The 21,631-nt window shown below is 64.5% G+C and carries 21 protein-coding genes; 15 read left to right on the forward strand and 6 right to left on the reverse strand.

Annotated features, from left to right (window positions below):
- Window positions 1-18: 18 nt before the first annotated feature.
- Window positions 19-348, forward strand: coding sequence for a response regulator (locus RIdsm_RS14255; protein WP_235607798.1), 330 nt, complete (start codon window positions 19-21; stop codon window positions 346-348).
- A 152-nt stretch (window positions 349-500) separates the two neighbouring features.
- On the opposite strand, the gene RIdsm_RS14260 is transcribed toward RIdsm_RS14255, so the two are convergent.
- On the reverse strand, window positions 501-749 hold the full coding sequence (locus RIdsm_RS14260; protein WP_057815152.1) for a hypothetical protein: 249 nt from the start codon (window positions 747-749) through the stop codon (window positions 501-503).
- 119 nt (window positions 750-868) lie between these two features.
- Between RIdsm_RS14260 and RIdsm_RS14265 the strand changes: the two genes are divergently transcribed.
- The 4 genes from RIdsm_RS14265 to RIdsm_RS14280 are packed head-to-tail and all read left to right on the forward strand — an operon-like array spanning window position 869 to window position 4,494.
- Window positions 869-1,645, forward strand: coding sequence for a molybdate ABC transporter substrate-binding protein (locus RIdsm_RS14265; RefSeq protein ID WP_244955832.1), 777 nt, complete (start codon window positions 869-871; stop codon window positions 1,643-1,645).
- Between the two features lies 1 nt (window position 1,646).
- Window positions 1,647-2,675 (forward strand): iron ABC transporter substrate-binding protein, encoded by a 1,029-nt coding sequence (locus RIdsm_RS14270; RefSeq protein WP_143100322.1) that lies wholly within the window; start codon window positions 1,647-1,649, stop codon window positions 2,673-2,675.
- Complete coding sequence (locus tag RIdsm_RS14275; protein WP_057815146.1) at window positions 2,648-3,670, forward strand: FecCD family ABC transporter permease; 1,023 nt, start codon at window positions 2,648-2,650, stop codon at window positions 3,668-3,670. Before RIdsm_RS14270 ends, RIdsm_RS14275 begins: the two co-directional genes overlap by 28 nt.
- Complete coding sequence (locus tag RIdsm_RS14280; protein WP_082647350.1) at window positions 3,670-4,494, forward strand: ABC transporter ATP-binding protein; 825 nt, start codon at window positions 3,670-3,672, stop codon at window positions 4,492-4,494. The genes RIdsm_RS14275 and RIdsm_RS14280 overlap by 1 nt, the downstream gene beginning before the upstream one ends.
- On the opposite strand, the gene RIdsm_RS14285 is transcribed toward RIdsm_RS14280, so the two are convergent.
- Window positions 4,449-4,658 (reverse strand): TOBE domain-containing protein, encoded by a 210-nt coding sequence (locus RIdsm_RS14285; protein ID WP_057815144.1) that lies wholly within the window; start codon window positions 4,656-4,658, stop codon window positions 4,449-4,451. The genes RIdsm_RS14280 and RIdsm_RS14285 overlap by 46 nt on opposite strands.
- 81 nt (window positions 4,659-4,739) lie before the next feature.
- Here RIdsm_RS14285 and RIdsm_RS14290 point away from each other — a divergent pair, with 81 nt between their 5' ends.
- From RIdsm_RS14290 to RIdsm_RS14320, 7 genes are all read left to right on the forward strand, one after another.
- Entirely contained in the window at window positions 4,740-5,933 is a 1,194-nt protein-coding gene (locus tag RIdsm_RS14290) for a putative sulfate/molybdate transporter (RefSeq protein ID WP_082647349.1), read from the forward strand.
- 80 nt (window positions 5,934-6,013) lie between these two features.
- Entirely contained in the window at window positions 6,014-6,898 is an 885-nt protein-coding gene (locus RIdsm_RS14295; protein WP_057815671.1) for a LysR family transcriptional regulator, read from the forward strand.
- A 95-nt stretch (window positions 6,899-6,993) separates the two neighbouring features.
- Entirely contained in the window at window positions 6,994-7,470 is a 477-nt protein-coding gene (locus RIdsm_RS14300) for a formate dehydrogenase subunit gamma (protein ID WP_057815141.1), read from the forward strand.
- Window positions 7,467-8,975 carry an NADH-ubiquinone oxidoreductase-F iron-sulfur binding region domain-containing protein gene (locus tag RIdsm_RS14305; protein WP_057815139.1) on the forward strand — a complete coding sequence of 503 codons (1,509 nt, stop codon included), beginning with the start codon at window positions 7,467-7,469 and terminating at the stop codon, window positions 8,973-8,975. Before RIdsm_RS14300 ends, RIdsm_RS14305 begins: the two co-directional genes overlap by 4 nt.
- Window positions 8,972-11,866, forward strand: a complete 2,895-nt coding sequence (gene fdhF / locus RIdsm_RS14310) for a formate dehydrogenase subunit alpha (protein WP_057815137.1) — start codon at window positions 8,972-8,974, stop codon at window positions 11,864-11,866. Before RIdsm_RS14305 ends, fdhF begins: the two co-directional genes overlap by 4 nt.
- A complete protein-coding gene (gene fdhD / locus RIdsm_RS14315) occupies window positions 11,863-12,693 on the forward strand; it encodes a formate dehydrogenase accessory sulfurtransferase FdhD (RefSeq protein WP_057815135.1) in 831 nt (276 codons plus the stop codon). The genes fdhF and fdhD overlap by 4 nt, the downstream gene beginning before the upstream one ends.
- Window positions 12,683-12,889, forward strand: coding sequence for a formate dehydrogenase subunit delta (locus tag RIdsm_RS14320; protein ID WP_057815132.1), 207 nt, complete (start codon window positions 12,683-12,685; stop codon window positions 12,887-12,889). Before fdhD ends, RIdsm_RS14320 begins: the two co-directional genes overlap by 11 nt.
- A 205-nt stretch (window positions 12,890-13,094) precedes the next feature.
- Here RIdsm_RS14320 and RIdsm_RS14325 read toward each other — a convergent pair whose 3' ends face one another.
- The 4 genes from RIdsm_RS14325 to RIdsm_RS14340 form a co-directional block, all read right to left on the reverse strand.
- The gene (locus RIdsm_RS14325; protein ID WP_074939714.1) at window positions 13,095-13,769 is read right to left on the reverse strand and encodes a pentapeptide repeat-containing protein; all 675 of its coding nucleotides are present in this window, start codon (window positions 13,767-13,769) and stop codon (window positions 13,095-13,097) included.
- Window positions 13,756-14,562 (reverse strand): hypothetical protein, encoded by an 807-nt coding sequence (locus RIdsm_RS14330; protein ID WP_143100321.1) that lies wholly within the window; start codon window positions 14,560-14,562, stop codon window positions 13,756-13,758. The genes RIdsm_RS14325 and RIdsm_RS14330 overlap by 14 nt, the downstream gene beginning before the upstream one ends.
- Before the next feature lie 574 nt (window positions 14,563-15,136).
- Window positions 15,137-16,735 carry an ABC transporter substrate-binding protein gene (locus RIdsm_RS14335; RefSeq protein ID WP_082647347.1) on the reverse strand — a complete coding sequence of 533 codons (1,599 nt, stop codon included), beginning with the start codon at window positions 16,733-16,735 and terminating at the stop codon, window positions 15,137-15,139.
- A 48-nt stretch (window positions 16,736-16,783) separates the two neighbouring features.
- Complete coding sequence (locus RIdsm_RS14340; RefSeq protein ID WP_057815130.1) at window positions 16,784-17,722, reverse strand: dimethylarginine dimethylaminohydrolase family protein; 939 nt, start codon at window positions 17,720-17,722, stop codon at window positions 16,784-16,786.
- Window positions 17,723-17,830: 108 nt separating this feature from the next.
- On the opposite strand from RIdsm_RS14340, the gene RIdsm_RS14345 reads away from it, so the two are divergent.
- The 3 genes from RIdsm_RS14345 to RIdsm_RS14355 all read left to right on the forward strand — a co-directional run bounded on the left by RIdsm_RS14345 (window position 17,831) and on the right by RIdsm_RS14355 (window position 21,559).
- Window positions 17,831-18,736 (forward strand): LysR substrate-binding domain-containing protein, encoded by a 906-nt coding sequence (locus tag RIdsm_RS14345; RefSeq protein WP_057815127.1) that lies wholly within the window; start codon window positions 17,831-17,833, stop codon window positions 18,734-18,736.
- A gap of 397 nt (window positions 18,737-19,133) precedes the next feature.
- Window positions 19,134-21,032, forward strand: a complete 1,899-nt coding sequence (locus RIdsm_RS14350) for a YadA-like family protein (RefSeq protein WP_074939711.1) — start codon at window positions 19,134-19,136, stop codon at window positions 21,030-21,032.
- Window positions 21,026-21,559: a hypothetical protein gene (locus tag RIdsm_RS14355; RefSeq protein WP_057816186.1), complete on the forward strand. Its 534-nt coding sequence runs from the start codon at window positions 21,026-21,028 to the stop codon at window positions 21,557-21,559. Before RIdsm_RS14350 ends, RIdsm_RS14355 begins: the two co-directional genes overlap by 7 nt.
- Window positions 21,560-21,631 lie beyond the last annotated feature (72 nt).

Below are 21,631 nucleotides of genomic sequence, written 5' to 3' on the forward strand. Positions count from 1 at the left end.
AATCGAGCAACGGTCCTTGTGTGCGAAGACGAATTCGTGGTCGCGCTGGACCTCAAACTGCTGATCGAGGAATTTGGCTTCCAGGTCATGGGACCGTTCGCAAAGCGGGCGGATGCGCTGGAAAAACTCGATCAGAACCTGCCCGACGTGGCCCTTCTCGACGTGCGTCTGAAGGATGGCGAGGTGTTTCCCCTGGCCGACAAACTGGTCGACCTCGGCGTGCCGATCGTCTTCCATTCCGGCCACATCTTCGAGGAAGACGTCCGCAACCGCTACCCCGGCGCCGAGACCTGCCAGAAGCCGGTCAGCGCCAAGCACCTGCGCACGACGCTCGAAAACGCCCGCTGAAAACGGCCGCTCCCCTCGGGGAACGGGCCTTCGGTACATGGGGACTTGCAAGCCCGGCACGGGCTGGACGCGCAATGTCCGCTTCCCGCGATGAGGCAGTGACCTCTCGCTGCTGCAGCACGAACGCCCGTCGCTTACAGCCCAACCGGTCATCAGATGCAGTCAGGTCCGAACGTCCGGTTTGGCAATGCAAAATCTGATGTGTTCATTTCAAGATCATCGTCATATGACCCCGACCCGGCCAAAGGGTGGAGCCGCGATACCCCCGCCTGCTTGAAGATGTAGGTCTCGATAACAACCACTTTGATCTCGTTACCGGTATCAACACTGGCATTTTGAATCGAATTTCCCCACACTTGCAGAAGCTGGCCGGAACGGCGCGCGAGATGGGCCGCGAACATGAATTCAGAAGCCGCGGAGATTTTCATGAGGCAGCGAAGCAGGTCTGCGTCCCGATCCGATCAGATAAAGTCCCGCATTGCAGCATGAAAGGGAGTGGAACCCGATGCTTAGACAATCCATGTTTGCCGCCCTGCTGGGAATTGCAATGACCCCGGCACAGGCTGAAGACATCTCTCTATTCGCGGCAGGCAGTCTTCGGGCGGCGCTGTCGGAGGTTGCAGAGGATTTCACGCAGACCTACGGCACACCCGTCGCCGCCACTTTCGGCCCCTCCGGCCTCATGCGCGAACGGATCGAGGCTGGCGAAACAGCCCATGTCTTCGCCTCCGCCAACATGCGGCACCCTCGTACCCTCGAAAGCGCCGGAAAGGGGGGCCCGGTGGTGCTCTTTGCCCGCAACCGCCTCTGCGCCCTGGCGCGGCCGGACGTCGAGGTTTCGTCGGACACCCTGCTGGAGGTCATCCTGAAGCCGGAGACGCGCCTTGGAACGTCGACTCCAAAGGCCGATCCGTCGGGGGACTACGCGTTCGAGCTTTTCGACAAGTCCGGTCATGCCGAGACGCTCAAGGCCAAGGCGCTCCAACTCACCGGCGGCCCTGACAGCGAAACGCCACCCGGGGGGCGCAATGCTTACGCATGGGTTCTCGACAGCGACCAGGCGGATATCTTCCTGACCTATTGCACCAATGCGGTGCTGGCCCGGAAAGAAGTGCCCGAGCTGCAGATCGTTCAGGTGCCAGAGGCCCTGTCGGTGGGGGCCGATTATGGATTGATCGTGCTTGACGGGGCGCCGACCGCGGCATCCCGGCTCGCGATGCACATCCTCTCCCCTGCCGGTCAGGCGGTTCTGGCGGACTACGGGTTCGATGCCGCCGGTGTTCCGGAGGTCGATTGACATGCGATACCTGTGCCTCGTCCTTGCCCTTCTGGCACTGCCTGCCCAGGCGGGCACGATCACCGACAGCGCCGGCCGGACCGTCGACATCCCCGACAAGGTGACCACGGTCTTCGCCGCCGGCCCGCCCGCCTCGATCCTCGTCTACATCATGAAGCCCGAGGCGCTGACCGGCTGGCCCCGCGCCCTGCGCCCCGAGGAACGCGCCTATATCGCCGAACCCTATCGCGACCTGCCAGAAACGGGGCGGCTGACGGGGCGCGGCGGTGAGGCCAACCTCGAACGGGTCCTGGCGATCGAGCCCGACCTGATTGTCGATTTCGGCTCGGTTCGTGACACCTATATCGACCTCGCCAACCGGGTGCAGGAACAGACCGGCATTCCCTATATCCTGATCGATGGCCGCTTCGAGAACACGCCCGAGGCGCTTCGCGTCGTGGGCGAAGCGCTCGGCGTGCCGAACCGGGGCGAGGCGCTGGCCCGGGACGTGGAAGCCACCTTCGGCCGGATCGACGCGCTCCTCGAGGGGGTCCCCGAGGCCGACCGCCCCCGCGTCTACCTCGCCCGCGGGCCCGAGGGGCTGGAAACCGGCATGAAAGGCTCGATCAACACCGAGATCATCGAGCGGGCGGGCGGGCGCAACGTGGCCGATGACGGCGGCCAGACCCGCGGGCTCGTGCAGGCCTCGATGGAACAGGTGATCGTCGCCAACCCCGACACCATCGTGACGTGGGATCGCAATTTCTTTGCCAAGGTCTTCGACGATCCGCTCTGGCAGGGCATCGACGCCGTGCGCGAGGGCCGGGTCTACCTTTCGCCCACGGCCCCCTTCGGCTGGATCGACCGGCCGCCTTCTGTCAACCGGATGATGGGGCTCATATGGATGGCCGGGCTGCTCTATCCCAAGCGGTGGGAAGGGACCCTGCGCAAGGAGGCGCGGGCGTTCTACAAGCTCTATTACCACGTCGACCTTAGTGACGAAGATCTGGAGGGGCTTCTCGAATGGGCCGAGGGACGACCACCCGAATAATCGCGCCGCGCCCCGTTCTGACGCTGACCGGGGCCCTGACGCTGGTGCTCGTTCTTCTGGCCTTCGGGGCGGTGATGATCGGGCCCTATGCGCTCACCCCGGGGCAAACGCTGGCCGCGCTTGTCGGTCGGGGCGACTCGCAGGCACAGATCGTGGTGTGGAACATCCGCCTGCCGCGCGTCGCCGCCGCGGTGCTGGTGGGCGCGGCACTGGCCGCGGCCGGGGCCAGCTACCAGGCGCTTTTCCGCAACCCGCTGGTGTCGCCGGATATCCTCGGCGTGTCCGCTGGCGCGGGCCTGGGGGCGGTGGCCGGGATATTCCTGTCGCTGCCCGTGGCCGCGATCCAGGCGTCCGCCTTCGCCGGCGGCATGGTGGCGGTGGGTGCCGTCACGCTGGTCGCCTCGCTGGTTCGCAATACCGACCGGACACTGACCCTGGTTCTGATCGGCGTGGTGATCGGCGCGCTTGCGGGGGCGGCGACCTCGCTGCTGAAGGTGATGGCCGACCCCTACGACCAGCTCCCCGCCATCACCTTCTGGCTTCTGGGTTCTCTCGCGGCAATCACCACCGACGACATCCTGCCCGCCCTGCCCGCGGTGCTGGTGGGACTTGTGCCACTGGCACTGCTGCGCTGGCGGATCAACGTTCTGTCCCTGGGCGACGAGGAAGCCCGCGCCCTGGGCGTCGAGGCCGGGCGCACGCGTTTCCTGGTGATTGCGGCGGCCACGCTCATCACCGCCAGCGTCACGGCGCTGGCGGGTGTCGTGGGATGGGTCGGGCTGGTGATCCCCCATATCGCGCGGATGCTGGTCGGTCCCGGCTTCGGCCGTCTTTTGCCCGCCTCCGTACTGATCGGGGCCGGGTATCTTCTTGTCGTCGACACGCTGGCGCGCACGATGGCACAGGCCGAGGTGCCGCTGGGTATCCTGACCGCGGTGATCGGCGCGCCGTTCTTCGTCTGGCTTCTGGCCCGTGGGCGGCGGGGGTGGTCGTGATGCTCGAGGCCAGGAACCTTGCCATCGGTTACGGCGCCACGACAATCGGCACGGAGCTGGCGCTTCAGGTCACCGGCGGCGATATCCTCTGCCTCCTGGGGCCGAATGGCTGCGGCAAGACCACGCTGTTCCGCACGCTTCTGGGCCTTCTGCCGGCACTGGCGGGCACGGTCACGCTCGGCGGCAAACCCCTCGCGGCACAGACTCGCGCCGAGATTGCCCGGCAGGTCGCCTATGTCCCGCAGGCCCACGCGCCGCCGTTCCCCTTCGAGGCGCTCGAGGTTGTCTTGATGGGCCGCACCGCGCGCCTCGGCCTTTTCGGCCAGCCCGGGCGGCAGGATCGCGACTGTGCCTTTCATGCCCTCGATCAGCTGGGCATCGCCGATCTCGCGCATCGCGACTACGCCCGTCTTTCCGGCGGCCAGCGGCAGCTTGTGCTGATCGCCCGGGCACTGGCGCAGGAGGCACCGCTGATCGTCATGGACGAACCGACCGCCAGCCTCGATTTCGGCAACCAGGCCCAAGTGCTGGCCCATGTCGCCGCCCTGGCCGATGGCGCTGCGGCGGGCGGGCGCGGCGTGATCATGTCCACCCACGACCCCGATCAGGCCCTTGCCCTGAACGCCCGCGTCCTGTTGATGAAAGACGGCCGTGCCTTTGCCGAGGGCCCGGCCGAAGCCGTGCTGACAGGAGACACTCTGAGCGCCGTCTACGGCATCCCCGTCACCGTGGAAACGACCGGCTCGGGGCGGAAGGTCTGCCTGCCGTCCCTCGACCGTCAGTCGGCGCCGACAATGACGTCAGAGGCTTTCACGATCGCATAGGCCGTCTTGCCCACCTCGAGCCCCAGGTCGTCGACCGAGGCATTGGTGATCATCGCCGTCACGATGCTGCCTCCGCCCAGGTCGATATGGACGGTCGAATTGACGGCCCCCCTGTCGATCGACACCACCGTCCCGGTCAGCTTGTTGCGTGCGCTGAGTTTCATGGCAAATTCCTCCGCAATGAGTAAGGTTGCGGTATACGGTATGATCCCGAGCCTTGATTTCAACTGTCCCGCGGGGAAGACGTGGAAAGACGCCCGGCAAATGAAGATGCGACGAGCGGAACCGCCCCGGGCGGGTTCCGCTTTGATCTGCGCGAGTTGAACGGTGCGCTGGGGGATCTGGGCACGCTGCTGCCGCTGACCATCGGGGCCATCGCGCTGGTCGGGCTGTCGGCGCAGCAGGTCCTGCTTGGCTTCGCGCTGTTCTATATCGCCACCGGCCTGATCTACCGCCTACCCGTCCCGGTCCAGCCAATGAAGGCCATCGTGGCCGTGGCGCTGACGACCGCGGTCACGCCGGCCTCCATCGCGCTGAGCGGGATGATGATCGGGGCGGCGCTGCTCCTGCTTGGGGGCAGCGGGGTCATCGACCGGATCGCGCGCCTGGTGCCCCAATCCGTGTTGGCCGGTCTTCAATTGGGACTTGGCCTGGCCCTTGGCTGGATCGCCCTGGGGCTGATGGCGGAGCAGCCGGTCATCGGCGCGCTGTCGTTGGGGCTGGCCGTTGCGGGTTTGCGGCTGGGCACCCATGCGGCGTTGGCGACGCTCCTTTTCGGGGTCGTGATGGGTGGCTATTTCGGTCACGAGGCCCTGCCGGAGCTGCCCGAGCTGCCGGCATCAGTCGGTGGCTGGCTTGCACCGATCCCGACCGCCGCGGACTTTCAGGTCGCGGTGACGGAGCTGGCGCTGCCCCAACTGGCGCTCACGCTGACCAATGCCGTGGTTCTCACGGCGCTCGTTGCCGGCGACAGCTTCGGCGCCCGGGCCGCCCACGTGACGCCCCGGCGGCTATGCCTGACCTCCGGTGCGGCCAACCTGCTGACGGCGCCGTTCGGGGCGCTGCCGATGTGTCACGGTGCCGGGGGCGTCATCGCGCATCACCGGTTCGGGGCCCGCAGCGGCGGGGCGCCGGTGATGCTCGGCGCAGCGCTTCTCGGGCTCGTGCTTCTTCCCGAAGACTTGCGGCGCATGGCATTGTCGGCAATTCCCGCCGCGACACTCGGAGCGCTTCTGCTCATCGCCGCGGCCGAGCTTGCCACAAGCCGCCGGCTCTTCGATGCCATGCCCTCCTGCCGGCCGGTGATCGCGCTCACGGCGGTTGCGACCCTGGCCGGAAATCCGTTGATCGGTCTGATGGCGGGCACGGCAGCAGAGATGGTGCGGAAAACAGTTCTGAGGCGCATGGGTCTTTCGGGACGGGGCGACGCGAAAAGCTAGGTCTCGCACAGGCGTCTTGCACGCAGCACGCAATTCATGATTTCTATCAAAATGCGTGAAAACAATTCGGGATGGCCATGATGCTGGACAAGTTGCAGATGTTCATCGCCGTGGCCAAGGAAGGTCATTTCGGCCGCGCCGCGGCCAGCCTCGGGATCACCCAGCCGACACTCTCGACCGGAATCAAGCAACTCGAGGATCAACTGGGTGTTCAGCTGATCTTTCGTGGCTCCCGCTTCGGCGGGTTGACGCCCGAGGGGCAGACAGCCCTGGTCTGGGCGCGCAAGATCGTCGGCGACACGCGGCAACTCCGCGAGGAGATGCGCTTCCAGCGGCACGGCCTGTCGGGGCAACTCCGGATCGCGGTCATTCCCACCGCACTGACCTGGGCGGCGCGACTGACCAGCCGGTTCAGCGAGGCGCATCCGAAGGTGCGCTTCACCATCCTGTCGCGCACCTCGATCGAGATCCTGTCGATGCTGGAAAACCTCGAGGTGGATGCCGGCATTTCATATCTCGACAACGAGCCGATGGGCCGGGTCAGCACCGAGCCATTGTACGAAGAGCGTTATATGCTGGTCTGCGCGGCCGACTCGGCCTTCGCTGCACGAGAGGCAGTTGGCTGGGAAGAGCTGGACGGACAGAAGCTTTGCCTGCTGACGCCCGACATGCAGAACCGCCGGATCATCAACAAGAACTTCGCCGCCGCCGGTGTGACGCCCGAGGCATGGGCGGAATCGAACTCTACCATCGTGCTGGTGGCCAACGTCGAGGCCGGCGGGTTCGTGACCGTGCTGCCGGAAGACATGGCACGCTTCCTGATCAGCGGAAAATCCTTGAAAATCATACCTCTGAAGGGGGTGGAGGTAGCGCACACGGTGGGGCTTGTGGCGCCCTACCGCGAGCCGCATACGCCCGTTCTGGGAACTCTCCTTCGCGAGGCGAAGCGGATGTCGGCAGCATAACGATAGAGATCCTCTATCGGTTGACGGAATACCGATATTGATTTCCAAATGCCATGCCTGTTTGGCTCGAGCGGAAAACCGTAAGAGGCCAGCCCATGCCAGCACCAGCGCCATCCCACACGGACGAGGACATCCGCGCCCTCATCCAGGCCAATCTCGGTCTTGAAGGGCCGCTTCTGCCCATTCTGCACGCCCTGCAGGACGCCTTCGGATACATCCCCCATGCCGCCATGCCCCTGATCGCCGATGCGCTCAACATCACCCGGGCCGAACTGCATGGCGTCATCAGCTTCTACCATGATTTCCGCGAGGCGCCGGCGGGGCGTCACGTGGTGAAGATCTGCCGCGCCGAGGCCTGCCAGGCGGTCGGCGGGAGCGCTCTGGCCGAAGAGACGCTCAAGAAACTGGGGGTGGACTGGCACGGCACCACGGCCAACGGGGCCGTTACGGTGGAGCCGGTCTACTGCCTCGGCCTCTGCGCCTGCGGCCCGGCGGCGATGGTCGATGACCAGGTCGTTGGCCGCGTCGACACGGCGCGGATGGACACGTTGCTGAAGGAGGCCGGAGCATGAGGATATTCGTGCCGATGGACAGCGCCGCCAAGGCGCTCGGTGCCGATCTTGTGGCAGTCGCCCTGGCGGCGGCTGCGCCCGATGCAGAGATTATCCGGACCGGAACCCGTGGCATGATCTGGCTGGAACCCCTGGTGGAGGTCGAAATCGACGGTGTGCGCCAGGGCTACGGCCCGGCGACGCCGGAGGATGCGGCGGCCATTCTCGACGGCAGCAGCGAAAAGGCACTCGGCCCGGTCGAGGAACTCGACTGGGTGACGCGCCAGGCACGGCTGACCTTTGCGCGCGTCGGAGTGATCGCCCCGCTTTCGCTGAGCGATTACGAGGCGCATGGCGGTTTGAGCGGTCTGCGACGGGCGCTGGACATGACCGGGGAGGAGATCGTCGGCGAGGTCACCGCCTCGGGCCTGCGCGGCCGCGGCGGGGCGGGCTTTCCGACGGGCATCAAGTGGAAGACGGTACTCGAGGCGGACGCTCCGCAGAAATACATCGTCTGCAATGCCGACGAGGGCGACAGCGGCACGTTTGCCGACCGGATGATCATGGAAGGCGATCCCTTCACCCTGATCGAGGGCATGGCCATCGCCGGGCTCGGCGTCGGCGCGACCAGGGGCTACCTCTACCTGCGCTCGGAATATCCGGACGCGATCCGCGTCATGGAAGAGGCCGTTCGTCTTGCCCGCGCGGCCGGCATCCTTGGGCCGGATGTGCTTGGCTCGGGTCGAGCCTTTGACATGGAGATCCGTAAAGGCGCCGGGGCCTATGTCTGCGGCGAGGAAACCTCGCTTCTGAACTCGCTGGAAGGCAAGCGCGGGGTGGTGCGGGCCAAGCCGCCGCTGCCGGCGCTGGAAGGTTTCCTGGGCCGCCCCACGGTGGTCAACAACGTCATCAGCCTGGCCACCGTGCCGGTGATCTTCGAGAAGGGCGCCGCGCATCACGCAAGTTTCGGCATTGGCAAGTCACGCGGAACGATCACGTTGCAGATCGCCGGCAACGTGAAACATGGCGGGCTGTTCGAGACGGGGTTCGGCCTGACCCTGGGTGAGGTGATAGACGAGATTGCAGGCGGCACCGCCACCGGCCGGCCGGTGAAGGCCGTGCAGGTGGGCGGCCCGCTGGGCGCCTACATGCCGAGAGACAAGTTCGACGCCCCGCTGGGGTACGAGGAATTCGGCGCCGAGGGCGGGTTGATCGGACATGCCGGCCTGGTGGTGTTCGACGACACCGCCGACATGCTCGGAATGGCCCGCTTTGCAATGGAATTCTGTGCAGTGGAGAGCTGCGGCAAGTGCACGCCCTGCCGGATCGGGGCGGTCCGCGGGGTCGAGACCATCGACCGGATCGCCCAGGGCGACGCGGCGGCCATCCCGCTTCTGACCGATCTTTGCGAGACCATGACCGACGGCTCGCTTTGCGCCCTGGGAGGGTTCACGCCCTACCCGGTCATGTCGGCGCTCACACATTTTCCCGAGGATTTCGCGACCGCGAAGGAGGCCGCAGAGTGAAGGATTTCATCATTCCCGACGACCGCGACATGGGCACACCCGCCAAGACAGGCGCGCCGGTGACGCTTACCGTGGACGGGTTCGAGGTGACCGTGCCCGAGGGCACCAGCGTGATGCGGGCTGCGGCCGAGGCCGGAATCTCGGTGCCCAAGCTCTGCGCCACAGACAGTCTCGAGGCGTTCGGCTCGTGCCGGCTCTGCGTCGTGGAGATCGAAGGGCGGCGGGGCACGCCGGCCTCCTGCACCACGCCGGTCGCGCCGGGCATGGCCGTGCGCACCCAGTCTGACAAGGTCCGCAAGGTCCGCAAGGGTGTGATGGAGCTTTACATCTCCGACCACCCGCTCGACTGCCTGACCTGCGCGGCCAACGGCGATTGCGAACTGCAGGACATGGCCGGCGCCGTGGGCCTGCGCAACGTGCGTTACAAGGCGCCGGACAATGGCGGCTTGGCGAACCATTTCGAAACGCGCGACAGCTCGGGCGAGACCAACCCGGAATGGCTGCCCAAGGACGACAGCAACCCCTATTTCACCTACGACCCTTCCAAGTGCATCGTGTGCAACCGATGTGTCCGCGCCTGCGAGGAAGTCCAGGGCACATTTGCCCTGACGATCGAAGGCCGCGGCTTTGACAGCCGGGTGAGCGCGGGCGCGGCGTCAGACGATTTCCTGTCGTCGGATTGCGTGAGCTGTGGCGCCTGCGTGCAGGCCTGCCCGACGGCCACCTTGCAAGAGAAATCGGTGATAGAGATGGGCACGCCGGACCGGTCGGTGGTAACCACCTGCGCCTATTGCGGGGTGGGCTGTACCTTCAAGGCCGAGCTGCAAGGCGACGAGCTGGTGCGCATGGTGCCCTACAAGCACGGCAAGGCGAACCGGGGCCATTCCTGCGTGAAGGGGCGCTTTGCCTATGGCTATGCCCACCACAAGGACCGGATCCTGTCCCCGATGATCCGCGACCGGGTGGACGAGCCGTGGCGCGAGGTCGGCTGGGAAGAGGCGCTGAGCTTTGCCGCCGGCAAACTGCGCGGGCTGCAGGAGACCCACGGCAGGAAATCCATCGGCGTCATCACCTCAAGCCGCTGCACCAATGAGGAAACCTACCTGGTGCAGAAGCTGGCGCGCTCGGTTTTCGGCAACAACAACACCGATACCTGTGCGCGGGTCTGCCATTCGCCCACGGGCTATGGGCTGGGCCAGACCTTCGGAACATCCGCCGGGACACAGGATTTCGACTCGGTCGAGCAGACGGACGTGGTGATCGTGATCGGCGCCAACCCGACCGACGGTCACCCGGTTTTCGCCTCGCGGCTCAAGAAACGCCTGCGCGCCGGGGCCAAGCTGATCGTGATCGACCCGCGCCGGATCGACCTGGTGAAATCTGCGCATATCGGCGCGGCGCATCACCTGCCCCTGCGGCCCGGCACCAACGTGGCCGTGGTCACGGCGCTGGCACATGTGATCGTGACCGAAGGGCTGATGGACGAGGATTTCATCCGCACCCGCTGCGACTGGGAGGAGTTCCAGGAATATGCGGCCTTTGTCACCGACCCGCGCCACAGCCCCGAGGCGACGGCACTGCTGACGGGGGTCGACCCGCAGGAGCTGCGCGCCGCCGCCCGGCTGTTCGCCACCGGCGGGAACGGGTCGATCTATTACGGGCTCGGCGTGACCGAGCACAGCCAGGGCTCGACCACCGTCATGGGAATCGCCAACCTCGCCATGCTCACCGGCAACATGGGCCGGCCCGGCGTGGGGGTGAACCCGCTTCGGGGACAGAACAACGTTCAGGGCTCGTGCGACATGGGGTCCTTCCCCCATGAATTGCCGGGCTATCGCCACGTGAAGAACGCCGATGTGCGCGAGATGTTCGAGGCCGTCTGGGGCACCGAGATCGACCCCGAGCCGGGGCTGCGCATTCCCAACATGCTGGACGCCGCCGTCGACGGGACGTTCAAGGGCCTCTACTGTCAGGGCGAGGACATCCTGCAATCTGATCCCGACACCAGGCATGTTGCGGCGGGGCTCGCGGCGATGGAATGCGTCATCGTGCATGACCTTTTCCTCAACGAAACCGCCAATTACGCGCATGTCTTCCTGCCCGGTTCGACCTTTCTCGAGAAGGACGGCACGTTCACCAATGCCGAGCGCCGGATCAACCGGGTGCGCGAGGTGATGAAGCCATTGAACGGCCATGCCGACTGGGAGGTGACGCAGCTGCTGGCCAATGCGATGGGGGCGGGTTGGCATTACACGCACCCGGCGCAGATCATGAACGAGATCGCCGCGACGACCCCGTCCTTCGCCGGAGTGGATTACGCGCTGCTGGAGGAGAAGGGCAGCGTGCAGTGGCCCTGCAACGAGGCACACCCCGAGGGAACGCCGCTCATGCATGTCGACGGGTTCGTGCGCGGCAAGGGACGGTTCATCGTCACCGAATACGTGGCCACCGACGAGAGGACCGGGCCACGCTTTCCGCTCCTGCTCACCACGGGGCGGATCCTGTCGCAGTATAACGTCGGCGCCCAGACGCGACGCACTGCGAACGTGGTCTGGCATGACGGCGACCTGCTGGAGATCCATCCGCACGACGCCGAAAACCGCGGTGTGACCGAGGGCGATTGGGTGAAACTGGCGTCGCGTTCCGGCGAGACCGCCCTGCGCGCCACGATCACCGACCGGGTCAGCCCGGGGGTTGTCTACACCACCTTCCACCATCCCGACACGCAGGCCAACGTGATCACCACCGACTTCTCGGACTGGGCGACCAACTGCCCGGAATACAAGGTGACGGCGGTGCAGGTCAGCGCGTCGAACGGGCCGACGGACTGGCAGGAAGACTATGCCGCGCAGGCCGCGCAGGCACGCCGCATCCTGCCGGCAGCGGAGTGACGGCGGTGATTTGGTCGTCTTCCGTCAGCCGCCCGGGCGTGTCGGTACAGCCCGACGGCGCCTTCGAGGTGCATCGCGCCCTGCCCGAAGAGGTGCCTGTCGCGATGGTCTATGACGGCACCAGCCACGCGGTGATGATGGCGACGCCTGCGGACATCGCCGATTTCGCCTACGGGTTTTCGCTGACCGAGGGGATTGTCACCGATCCCGGTCAGATCGACGACTTCGAGATCGTCGAGCATGCCGGTGGCATCGAGGCGCGGTTCTGGCTGTGCACCGACCGGCGCGAGGCGCTGACGGCGCGGCGTCGGTTCATGGCAGGGCCCGTCGGCTGCGGGCTCTGCGGGCTGGACAGCCTCGAGGCGGCCGCGCGGGCGCTGCCGGCCGTCCCGGACACCGGGCTTCGGTTCGGTCGGGAGGACGTGCTGCAGGCGACCGGGGCACTGCGTCCCTGGCAGCCCCTGCATGACCGGACCCGGGCCACCCATGCCGCCGGATTTCTACGGCCCGGCGAGGGGATCGTCCTGGCGCGGGAAGATGTCGGCCGGCATAACGCCCTCGACAAGTTGATCGGCGCCATGGTGCAGCGCGGGGTCGACGCCTCTGCCGGCGCCTTCGTGATGACCAGCCGCCTGTCGGTGGAGCTCGTCCAGAAATGCGCGCTTGCCGGGTGCCCCGCACTGATCGCGGTTTCCGCGCCCACGGCCCATGCCCTGCGCCTGGCCGAAAGCGCCGGCATCACTCTTGCCGCCTTCGCACGCGGCAGGGGTTTCGACCTTTACTCCCACGCCCACCGCATCCAGGAAGGGGTACCCGATGTCGCCTGAAAAGATGGTCCACATGGCGAACCAGATTGCCACTTTTTTCAAGACCCAGCCGGGGGGCAACCAGGTCGAGAAAGTCGCCAACCACCTCACGGATTTCTGGGATCCACGGATGCGTCAGCAACTCCGCGACTACGTGGACCAGGGCGGCGAGGGCCTCGACGATATCGCGATCGGAGCCGCACGCATGATCGCGTAATTCGAAAACGCGATCATTCGGCGAGAACGCCGCGACTCCCGGCAATCCGACGGTCTGTCGGACCGTCACGAACGGCCCTTTGCGGTCCTTCTCCAAACTTTCATGTGCCGCAGTGCAGCTTTCCTGAAGCGGACATTCACGAGCCCCAAGTTGATGTGTAGGCCATCCCCGCTCATGTAAGGTCCTGGTAATTTGCAGCCGTGACTTATAGCCACGCGGATAGTTCACGTCTAAATGAGTTAATCTCTTTTTCTGAAATGTCGCTTGGATACCTCTGCCTCAAGTTAAGGCGTTCAAGATAATTCAGATTTTCTCTGACAGCTTGCCGCAGCTTTCTCAGTCGATAAATGTTTACCTGCGACCTCCCTGCATTCGCCATGTCATTGCAAAGGGCCATTGCTTCACCATCATTTATGTACGAAGCGGCAAAATAAAGCGCAGAACAAAGTGGAAGGTAAGTATCCCTCGTGCTCGCCAGTAATTTTGACAAAACGTCAGCAGTGTCGGAATTTTCTCCCCAATTATCGACCAGTAAGCGAAACGCAAAAAATCGTTCGGCCCATAGTGACTTTGACAGAACTGTGGCCGAAAGATCGTTGAAGTCGTCGCCACGAACTTCGTCGGTTCCTTTGCCGCGCATGGAATAGCGCAAGCTTTGAGGGTCCGAAGCCCGGTTGTCCCATTTAGCACCACGAAGGTCAGCATAGTCAAAGTTGAACTGCGAAAGATTCGACCCCGCGAAGTCAACACCTGTAAGTCTTGAATGTTGAAAGTCACTTTGGGGACGCAGTCCAGACAGTTCGACCAAGTCTGAGAACACATCACTTTCGGCTTCTATGACGCTGGAAAAGGCGGTGCTTTGTACGTCATTCGTCTTCAAGTGAGACCTCCATGACTGAACGAGCAAGGACTATATCGTCATTGCCAATATTGGGGGGCAATGCGAAATTCGCGACTTGGTTTGAGGAAATGCCTCTTCGGGCCATTGCCTCTATAATCACAACTTTGTTTCGAGAGGCTGGCAGTCCACCGGCTGCTGCCTCAATGTCCAAGTCCTGCCGGTTCACCGTAACTGTTATTTGGCAGAGGCAGTCGGCCCCATGCATTGTCAGCAAGCAAAGTGGGCCAACTTCCTTGTCTCCGTCACTTCCGATAAACCGGCCAGAAAGTATGTGAGGTTTAACCGGTTCCACGACAGCCCACTTCCCCTTGTTCCGAGGAATGATCCGCGATACTCGTAAAGAAGATTTGATGATATGGTCGTGCTCAGCCCTTTTTGAGCGTCGCTTCTTCCAAGATACTGCGGCCATCAAGCGACCAAGAATGTTGGGTTTTACATCGACTTCAATATGTCCTTCGGCACCCACTTCGGTTTCGATCGCATGCCTCACGCTCTGAGTAACCTCGGCTGTCATTTGCGTATCTAACGCGTATTCACCAAGCCTCGATCCGCGGACTATGTCTGCATCCGCAACTCGCAACTGAATTGTAGCTCTTCTTGCGCGCACACTGAATGAAGTTGAGGAAAAATTAACAATTTCGGAATCGAAGTCCAAATCGATGGATAGCGGAATTGCTTCGGCGATGGTTCCCTGTGGTGGCTTCCATAGCTCTAGCTCGCAAAGTGATTGCGAGTTGTCTGTGTTTTCAACGTTTGAATTCAATTCAGGCACTAGGTAGCCTCAAATATTTCTCTTCACTCAAAAGGCGCGCTCATCAAAAGGCAGATGAGCACCACTCAGCATCATCCAAAACTTGTTTGCCAGCAAAGCTGATTTGGACGATCCGGTGCTTATCGCGGCTCGAACATCGAAAGATGAAGGTGCTCAGTAGATTGTTTGTGACAAGTATACCTTCGAAAGTCGAGCATATTTAGCAACTGAATCTTTCAGTGTTTCTTGTACGCTGGCCGCGAAACCCAGGTGCCCTACCTAACGGGCACCTGGGTTTTGCGGCGTGATCTGGAGGAATGTCCGCTTCTGTGATCTGGCAAGGTTGACTTCGCACGCGCAGAGAAAATCGACTCCCCGCCCATTCTAGGACGCCGATCGCCTCAGCAGCGAACGACAGCTCCCCCGCCCGTTTTCCCCATGACCGTCACGCCCGCAGCAAGAGTGGAGCGTCCGCCAAAAACAACACCAAACCTCCCGCCCTCAACGACCATCAGCCCCCACCCCATCACCTACCGAAAAGGCCGCTCCCCCAGGGGAACGGCCCTCGCTCTTCCGGAACCCATCGCTCGGGCGATCAGCTGAACCACCAGCGCTCCACGCAGCGCTCGCCATCCATGTCCCAGTTAGACGCGAACGTCTCGGGCACGCCTACCTTGTCGCGCGTCCCGAAGACATACGAGGCGAACATCGGCGCGATCAGCCCACCGTCGTTGCTCAGGATCTCCTGCATCTCGTAATACATCTCGCGCCGCTTCTCGGTCTCGAGCTCGGCCCGTGCCGCGATCAGCAGCTCGTCGAACCGCTCGTTCGACCAGCGCGTCCCGTTCCACGGTACCCCGCTCTGATAGGCGGTCGAGAACATCAGGTCCTCCACCGGGCGCCCGCCCCAGTAGACGGCGGTGAACGGCTTCACGTTCCACACATCCGTCCAGTACCCGTCATTGGGCACCCGCACCGGCGTGATGTCGATCCCCGCCTTCGCGGCCGAGTTCTGATAGAGCGTCGCCGCATCCACCGCGCCCGCAAAGGCCGCATCCGCCGCCAGCAGCTCGATGCTGACCGACTCCATCCCCGCCTTCTTCAGGTAGTGCCGCGCCTTGTCCGGGTCATAGCTCCGCTGCTCCATCTCCGAGTTGTAGAACCGCTGCCCCTGCCCGATCGGGTGGTCGTTGCCCACCGCGCCATAGCCGAACAGGATCTTGTCCACCAGCTCCTGCCGGTCGATCGCCCATTTCAGCGCCAGCCGCAGGTTGGCATCGGTGTAGGGGTCGACCGTGCACATCATCTCGAAGGTGAAATGCTGCGTGCCCGGCACCGAATGCACGGTCACACCCGAGTTCTGCTTGATCCGGTCGACGGTTTTCAGGTCCATCCGGTCGATCGCGTCGAAATCCCCGGTGATGAACCCGGACGTCCGCGCATTCGTATCCGTCACCGAGATGATCTCGGCCGAGTCGAAGAACGCCCGGTTGTTCAGGTCCCAGTGATCCCCGTAACGCGACAGGTCCGCCCGCACGCCCGGCTCGAAATTATCCAGCCGGTAGGCGCCACAGCCAATCCCCGTCTTCCAGTCGACACTGCCATCCTCCGACAGGCCCACCGGAATGTGGTAATCGCTCATCACGAACGGAAAGTCGGCATTCCCCGCTTCCAGCTCGAACACCACCCGGCTCTTGCCATCGGCCCGCACATCCGTCAGCGCCGACAGAAGCGGCTTCGCGGCCGAGGTCGAATTCTCGCCCCGGTGATGGTTGACCGACGCCACCACATCCTCGGGCGTCACGTCCTTGCCGTTGTGAAAGGTCACGCCCGGCCTCAGCTCGAACACCCAGGTCTTGCCGCCATTCTGCGCCTCCCAGCTTTCCGCCACACCGGCAGCAAGGCTGCCATCGGGCGCGACCTCGGTCAGGTAGCCGTGATACGACTGCAGCAGGTTGACCATGTAGCCGTTCTCGGCCGTCCCCGGGTTCATCGTGTCGGTCGTCTGACCATGCCCCTTGCCGATCCTGAACGTGCCGCCCCGCTGTGGCGCCGCCGCCTGCGCCATGTCGGCGACGCTGGTCGCCGTCGCCGCCGTCATGCCGGTCGCCAGCATGGCGCGCATGAACTGCCGCCGGTTCATGTCGCCGGCCATGAATTGGGTTCTGAGACGGTTGATATGTCTTTCTTTCATTATTCGCTCCCTGTCGGTTTTATTGCTTCTTCCTTATTGTCGTGACCCTCAGCCCGGCGCCCGCCGCAGCGATTGCGCCATGCAGTGAATGCCGCCGCCCATCATGGTGAACATGTCCATCTCCGGGTCATAGACCTTGAAGCCATTCGCCCGCAGCTTGGCGTTCAGATCCGTGCTCGCCGCCGGCGACAGCACCCGGTCATTGCCCAGCGACATCACGTTGCAGCCAAGCGCCATGGTGTCCTTGAACCCCACCGGGATCAATTCGAACCCCTTCCCCTTCAGCCAGTCCACCACGTGCTCCGGCGTCGTCTCCAGGCAGACCGCTGCGCATTTCGGCGCGATCACACAGACCATCAGGTCGATATGCACGTAATAGGGGTCGATATAGGCATAATGCACCTCCCACCCCTCCTTCTCGACCCAGCCGCCGATCTGCTTGGCCGACACCTCTTCACAGCGCATGCCGGTATAGCCGATCAGCACCGCGCCCGGCTCGACGATATGGAAATCGCCGCCCTCGAAATTCCCGGCACTCACCATGTCGTAGATCGGAATCCCCGCCTCGAGGTAGAACCGCAGCGCGGCGGAATACTCGCCCCGCCGCCGCGGGTTGGCCATCTGGGTGATCACGGCGCCCCACGGCGTCATGAAGCTCGAGTCGCGCGCATAGACCCCGTATTTCAGGTTCTCGTCCTGCGGCATCGTGTGAATGGTCACGCCCGCATCCTCGTAGGCCTCGCACATCTCGCGATACTGCCGCACCGCGGCCTGGTGATCCCACGCGCGCCCCGTGCGCGCCGTCTCGCGGTAGATCGAGCTGAAGGCGGTGTTGTCCATGTGCCCGAAGGTCTCGACCGGGCCCAGCAGCACGTCCTTGAGGGCGCCGTATTCCGAGTCGATCCCCCAGTTTTCGAGCGGCTGTGTCCCACCCCCGGCCTGACGCGCCTGAAGGGGCAGTTGGGCGGGTATCTTGTCTTTGGGCATGGCGATTCTCCGTTGATGTTTCCACCAACGGTAGAAATGAGCCAATCTTGATAAAAGCGAGTAATTTTGCTTAATCTGATGAGTTGAACTTGTTAAAAGGACAGCCCGATGAAGATCGGCGACAACTGGGTCTCCCTCAACGCCCTGCAAACCTTCCAGGTCGCGGCCCGGCATCAGCATATGGGCCTCGCCGCGCGCGAGCTGAACGTCACTCAAAGCGCCGTCAGCCACCAGGTTCGCGCGCTCGAAACCTCGCTGGGCGTCCCGCTCTTCGACCGGCGCGGCCGCCGGATCGAGCTCAACCCCGCCGGCCAGCGCCTCCTGCGTTCCATCGAAACGGGCTTCGCCGACATTGCCTCGACGGCCCTGTCGCTCTCGACCGATGCCTTCTCGGGCCAGCTTTCCGTCGCCGTCCCGGTCTCGCTCATGGTCGAATGGCTCAACGCCAAGCTGTCGGAATTCCTCGGCCGGTTCCCCGGCCTCTCCCTCCGGCTCTCCTACGCCGAACGCACGATGACCACCCTGCCCGCCGATGTCGACATGGCCGTCGTCTTCTCCGCCCACAGCTTCCCGGGCTGCACCGTCACGCCCTTCATGCGCACCGCGATCTTCCCGGTCTGCGCCCCCGAACTCAGCCGGGGCAGCCTGCCGATGGACCCCGAAATCCTGAAACGCGCCACCCTCATCCACGAAGACGACGGCGATATCTGGGCCCAGTGGTTCGCAAGCCGCGGCCTCGAACAGTTCCGCCCCCAGCGCGAAATCCACGCGGGCTCCCATCACGACGCCGTGGCCTTCGCCCGCAACGGCGCGGGCTTCGCCATGACCGACTGGTTTCTCGGCGGCAACACCCTGCGTTCCGGCCGGCTGGTCCAGGCCTTCGGCCCGCGTGAGCTCGATTACGACGGCTACTACATCGTCACCCGAATGAACCAGTCGCCCTCGAGCCCGGCGCTGGCCCTGGCAGAGTTCCTCGTCCGCGAGGCAGAGGCCGCAACAAACGGTCAGGCGTGACGTCGCGGTGCCGCTCTGCTCCTCGCAATCCTGGCCCGACCCGCCATTTTGGCTGTCGAATTTGCCCACAAATGAAAAAAGTTTCTTTCCTCTGAAAAAAGCCACACCCGGTGCCGGCGTCGCCACCATGCAGGATCATTAAAACTCGCATTAACAAATACTTAAATCGAATTCGCCGCGACCTCCGCGCCGGAAAACGCAGGCGCGCAACCTCGCTTTTTCCCCGAAAAGACGCCCCGGATCTTCATCCCGATTGATAAGAAATTTGAAACTATTTCGCACGCCCTACGTGTCTCATGTTCGTAAAAAGATTCATGTCAGGATAAGGTTTTCAATGAGACAACAGGGTAGAACGTCAGTTGCAGGGTTTCTCAAAGGGTCGGCCAGCGCAGTCGTCATGATGACAGCCGGCGCGGCCTATGCCGACGGCACGGCGCCGTGCAACACGGGCGCAGGCATCAACAGCGTCGAATGCGGCGAGAACAGCACCGCGAATGGCGACTTCTCCGTCGCCGTGGGCGACCAGTCGACCACCGACGCCACCTCGACCGACGGCGTCGCCATCGGCTCCGAGGCCGCGGCCACCGGCCCCTCGACCACCGCAGTCGGCGGTGAAACCGTCGCAACCGGCCCCGGCACCACCGCCGTCGGCTGGCAGTCGCAAGCCACCGCCGAGCGCGCCCAGGCCTTTGGTCACCTCGCCACCGCCCAGGGCGAACGCTCCCTCGCCGTCGGTGAAAACGCCGACGCCCAGTCCGAGAACTCGACCGCCATCGGCAACGAAGCCATCGCCAACGGCGTCGACGCCCTCGCCCTCGGCGACACCGCGGCGGCCAACGGCCCCTCGACAACGGCACTGGGCGGTGAAACCGTCGCCACCGGCCCCGGCGCCACCGCCGTTGGCTGGCAATCGCAGGCAAACGCCGAACGCGCGCAAGCCTTCGGTCACCTGGCAACCGCCCAGGGCGTCCGCTCGCTGGCCGTCGGCGAAAACGCCGACGCCCAGTCCGACAACGCCACAGCCATCGGCAACGAGGCCATCGCCAACGGCATCGACTCCATCGCCCTCGGCGACACCTCGATGGCCATGGGCCCGTCGACCACCGCCGTCGGCGGCGAAACAGTCGCAACAGGCCCCGGCGCCACCGCCGTCGGCTGGCAGTCGCAAGCCACCGCCGAACGCGCACAAGCCTTCGGCCATCTCGCCACGGCTCAAGGCGTCCGGTCGCTGGCTGTCGGCGAAAACGCCGACGCGCAAACCGACAACGCCACCGCCATCGGCAACGAGGCCATCGCCAACGGCACCGACTCCATCGCCCTCGGCGACACCTCGATGGCCATGGGCCCCTCGACCACCGCTGTCGGCGGCGAAACAGTCGCAACAGGCCCCGGCGCCACCGCCATCGGCTGGCAATCCCAGGCCACGGCAGAGCGTGCCCAAGCCTTCGGTCACCTGGCAACCGCACAAGGCGTCCGCTCGCTGGCTGTCGGCGAAAACGCCGACGCCCAGTCCGACAACGCCACCGCCATCGGCAACGAGGCCATTGCCAACGGCATCGACTCCATCGCCCTCGGCGACACCTCGATGGCGAACGGCCCCTCGACCACCGCCCTTGGCGGCGAAAGCACGGCCATGGGCCCGGGCGCAACGGCGGTCGGCTGGCAATCCACAGCCTCGGCGGAACGGGCGCAGGCCTTCGGCCACCTCGCCACCGCCTCCGGTGTCCGCTCCACGGCCGTCGGCGAAGGCGCCACCGCCTCGGGCGACGTCTCGCTCTCCTTCGGCAACCTCGCCACGGCCAGCGCCACCAACTCCGTCGCCATCGGCAACGGCGCCATGGCGACCCGGGCCAACCAGTTCACCATGGGCAACGCGCAGAACACCTACACCATGCCCGGTGTGGCCTCTGACGAAAGCACCGCCGCCCAGGGCACGCCCGTCGGCTACGTGACGTCCGACGCCAACGGCAACCTCGCCGTCGACCGCTCGGTCTTCCCGACCGCCGCGCTCAGCCGGCAGGTCCAGTCGAACAGCGGCGCCATCGCCAACAACAGCCGCCGGATCTCGAATAACGAGGAAGGCATCGCCATGGCCATGGCACTCAGCACGCCTTACGTGCCCACCGACCGCAGCTTCGCACTCTCGACCAGCGTCGGCATGTTCGAAGGCTCGAGCGCGATGGCCGTCAACATGGGCTTCCGTGTCAGCCCCAACGTGCAGCTCGACGCGGGCATCACTCACGGGTTCGACAGAAGCCAGACCGGCGGCCGCCTGGGCGTGACGTACTCTTGGTAACTCTTCGAACGATAAGAACCATCGGGGCGCCGCGGACATTTTCCGCGGCGCTTCTCGCCCTTGTCCTGCTGGCCACCCCCGGCGCGGCACAGGAACAGGTCGAGCGCAGCTTCGCAACGGCGCTCGTTCGTGACGTGCTGACGGCCATCCACCACGGCAACCGAACCGGCAACTACACCGTCCTGCGCGACTACGCCGCCGATGATTTCGGCGCCGAAAACAACGCCACGCAACTGGCCGCCCGCTTCACCGAGCTGCGCGGCTCGGGGCTCGACATGCTGCCGACGCTGGTGGTCGAGCCGACGATCCTGCAGGCCCAGATCTCGGCCGGCAACGACCAGATGCGCCTGACGGGCTATTTCCCCACCCTGCCCCAGCATTTCAGCTTCGACCTCGTCTTCCTTCAGGAACGCGGCCGCTGGCGCATGCTCGACGTCTCGGTGGGCAATTTCGACCCGATCGAGGCCCCGGAGCCGACACCGCAGGCCGAGGAGCCAGCGGCAGAGGCGGAAGAGAGCAGCGAGTAAGGCGCCGCCTGAGCGTGCCACACGACCGGAACATAGCCGCACGTTGGCGCGGCAAACGGATAGCAGAGCTTT

Origin of the sequence: Roseovarius indicus (assembly GCF_008728195.1) — a bacterium.
In the GTDB taxonomy this organism is placed as follows: domain Bacteria; phylum Pseudomonadota; class Alphaproteobacteria; order Rhodobacterales; family Rhodobacteraceae; genus Roseovarius; species Roseovarius indicus.

Excerpts from the sequence above, each read along its gene's own strand:
- RIdsm_RS14260 (WP_057815152.1), bottom strand. The coding sequence starts at position 749 with ATGTTCGCGGCCCATCTCGCGCGCCGTTCCGGCCAGCTTCTGCAAGTG.
- RIdsm_RS14265 (WP_244955832.1), top strand. The coding sequence starts at position 869 with ATGTTTGCCGCCCTGCTGGGAATTGCAATGACCCCGGCACAGGCTGAA.
- RIdsm_RS14270 (WP_143100322.1), top strand. The coding sequence starts at position 1,647 with ATGCGATACCTGTGCCTCGTCCTTGCCCTTCTGGCACTGCCTGCCCAG.
- RIdsm_RS14275 (WP_057815146.1), top strand. The coding sequence starts at position 2,648 with ATGGGCCGAGGGACGACCACCCGAATAATCGCGCCGCGCCCCGTTCTG.
- RIdsm_RS14280 (WP_082647350.1), top strand. The coding sequence starts at position 3,670 with ATGCTCGAGGCCAGGAACCTTGCCATCGGTTACGGCGCCACGACAATC.
- RIdsm_RS14285 (WP_057815144.1), bottom strand. The coding sequence starts at position 4,658 with ATGAAACTCAGCGCACGCAACAAGCTGACCGGGACGGTGGTGTCGATC.
- RIdsm_RS14295 (WP_057815671.1), top strand. The coding sequence starts at position 6,014 with ATGCTGGACAAGTTGCAGATGTTCATCGCCGTGGCCAAGGAAGGTCAT.
- RIdsm_RS14300 (WP_057815141.1), top strand. The coding sequence starts at position 6,994 with ATGCCAGCACCAGCGCCATCCCACACGGACGAGGACATCCGCGCCCTC.
- RIdsm_RS14305 (WP_057815139.1), top strand. The coding sequence starts at position 7,467 with ATGAGGATATTCGTGCCGATGGACAGCGCCGCCAAGGCGCTCGGTGCC.
- RIdsm_RS14320 (WP_057815132.1), top strand. The coding sequence starts at position 12,683 with ATGTCGCCTGAAAAGATGGTCCACATGGCGAACCAGATTGCCACTTTT.
- RIdsm_RS14335 (WP_082647347.1), bottom strand. The coding sequence starts at position 16,735 with ATGAAAGAAAGACATATCAACCGTCTCAGAACCCAATTCATGGCCGGC.
- RIdsm_RS14340 (WP_057815130.1), bottom strand. The coding sequence starts at position 17,722 with ATGCCCAAAGACAAGATACCCGCCCAACTGCCCCTTCAGGCGCGTCAG.
- RIdsm_RS14345 (WP_057815127.1), top strand. The coding sequence starts at position 17,831 with ATGAAGATCGGCGACAACTGGGTCTCCCTCAACGCCCTGCAAACCTTC.
- RIdsm_RS14350 (WP_074939711.1), top strand. The coding sequence starts at position 19,134 with ATGATGACAGCCGGCGCGGCCTATGCCGACGGCACGGCGCCGTGCAAC.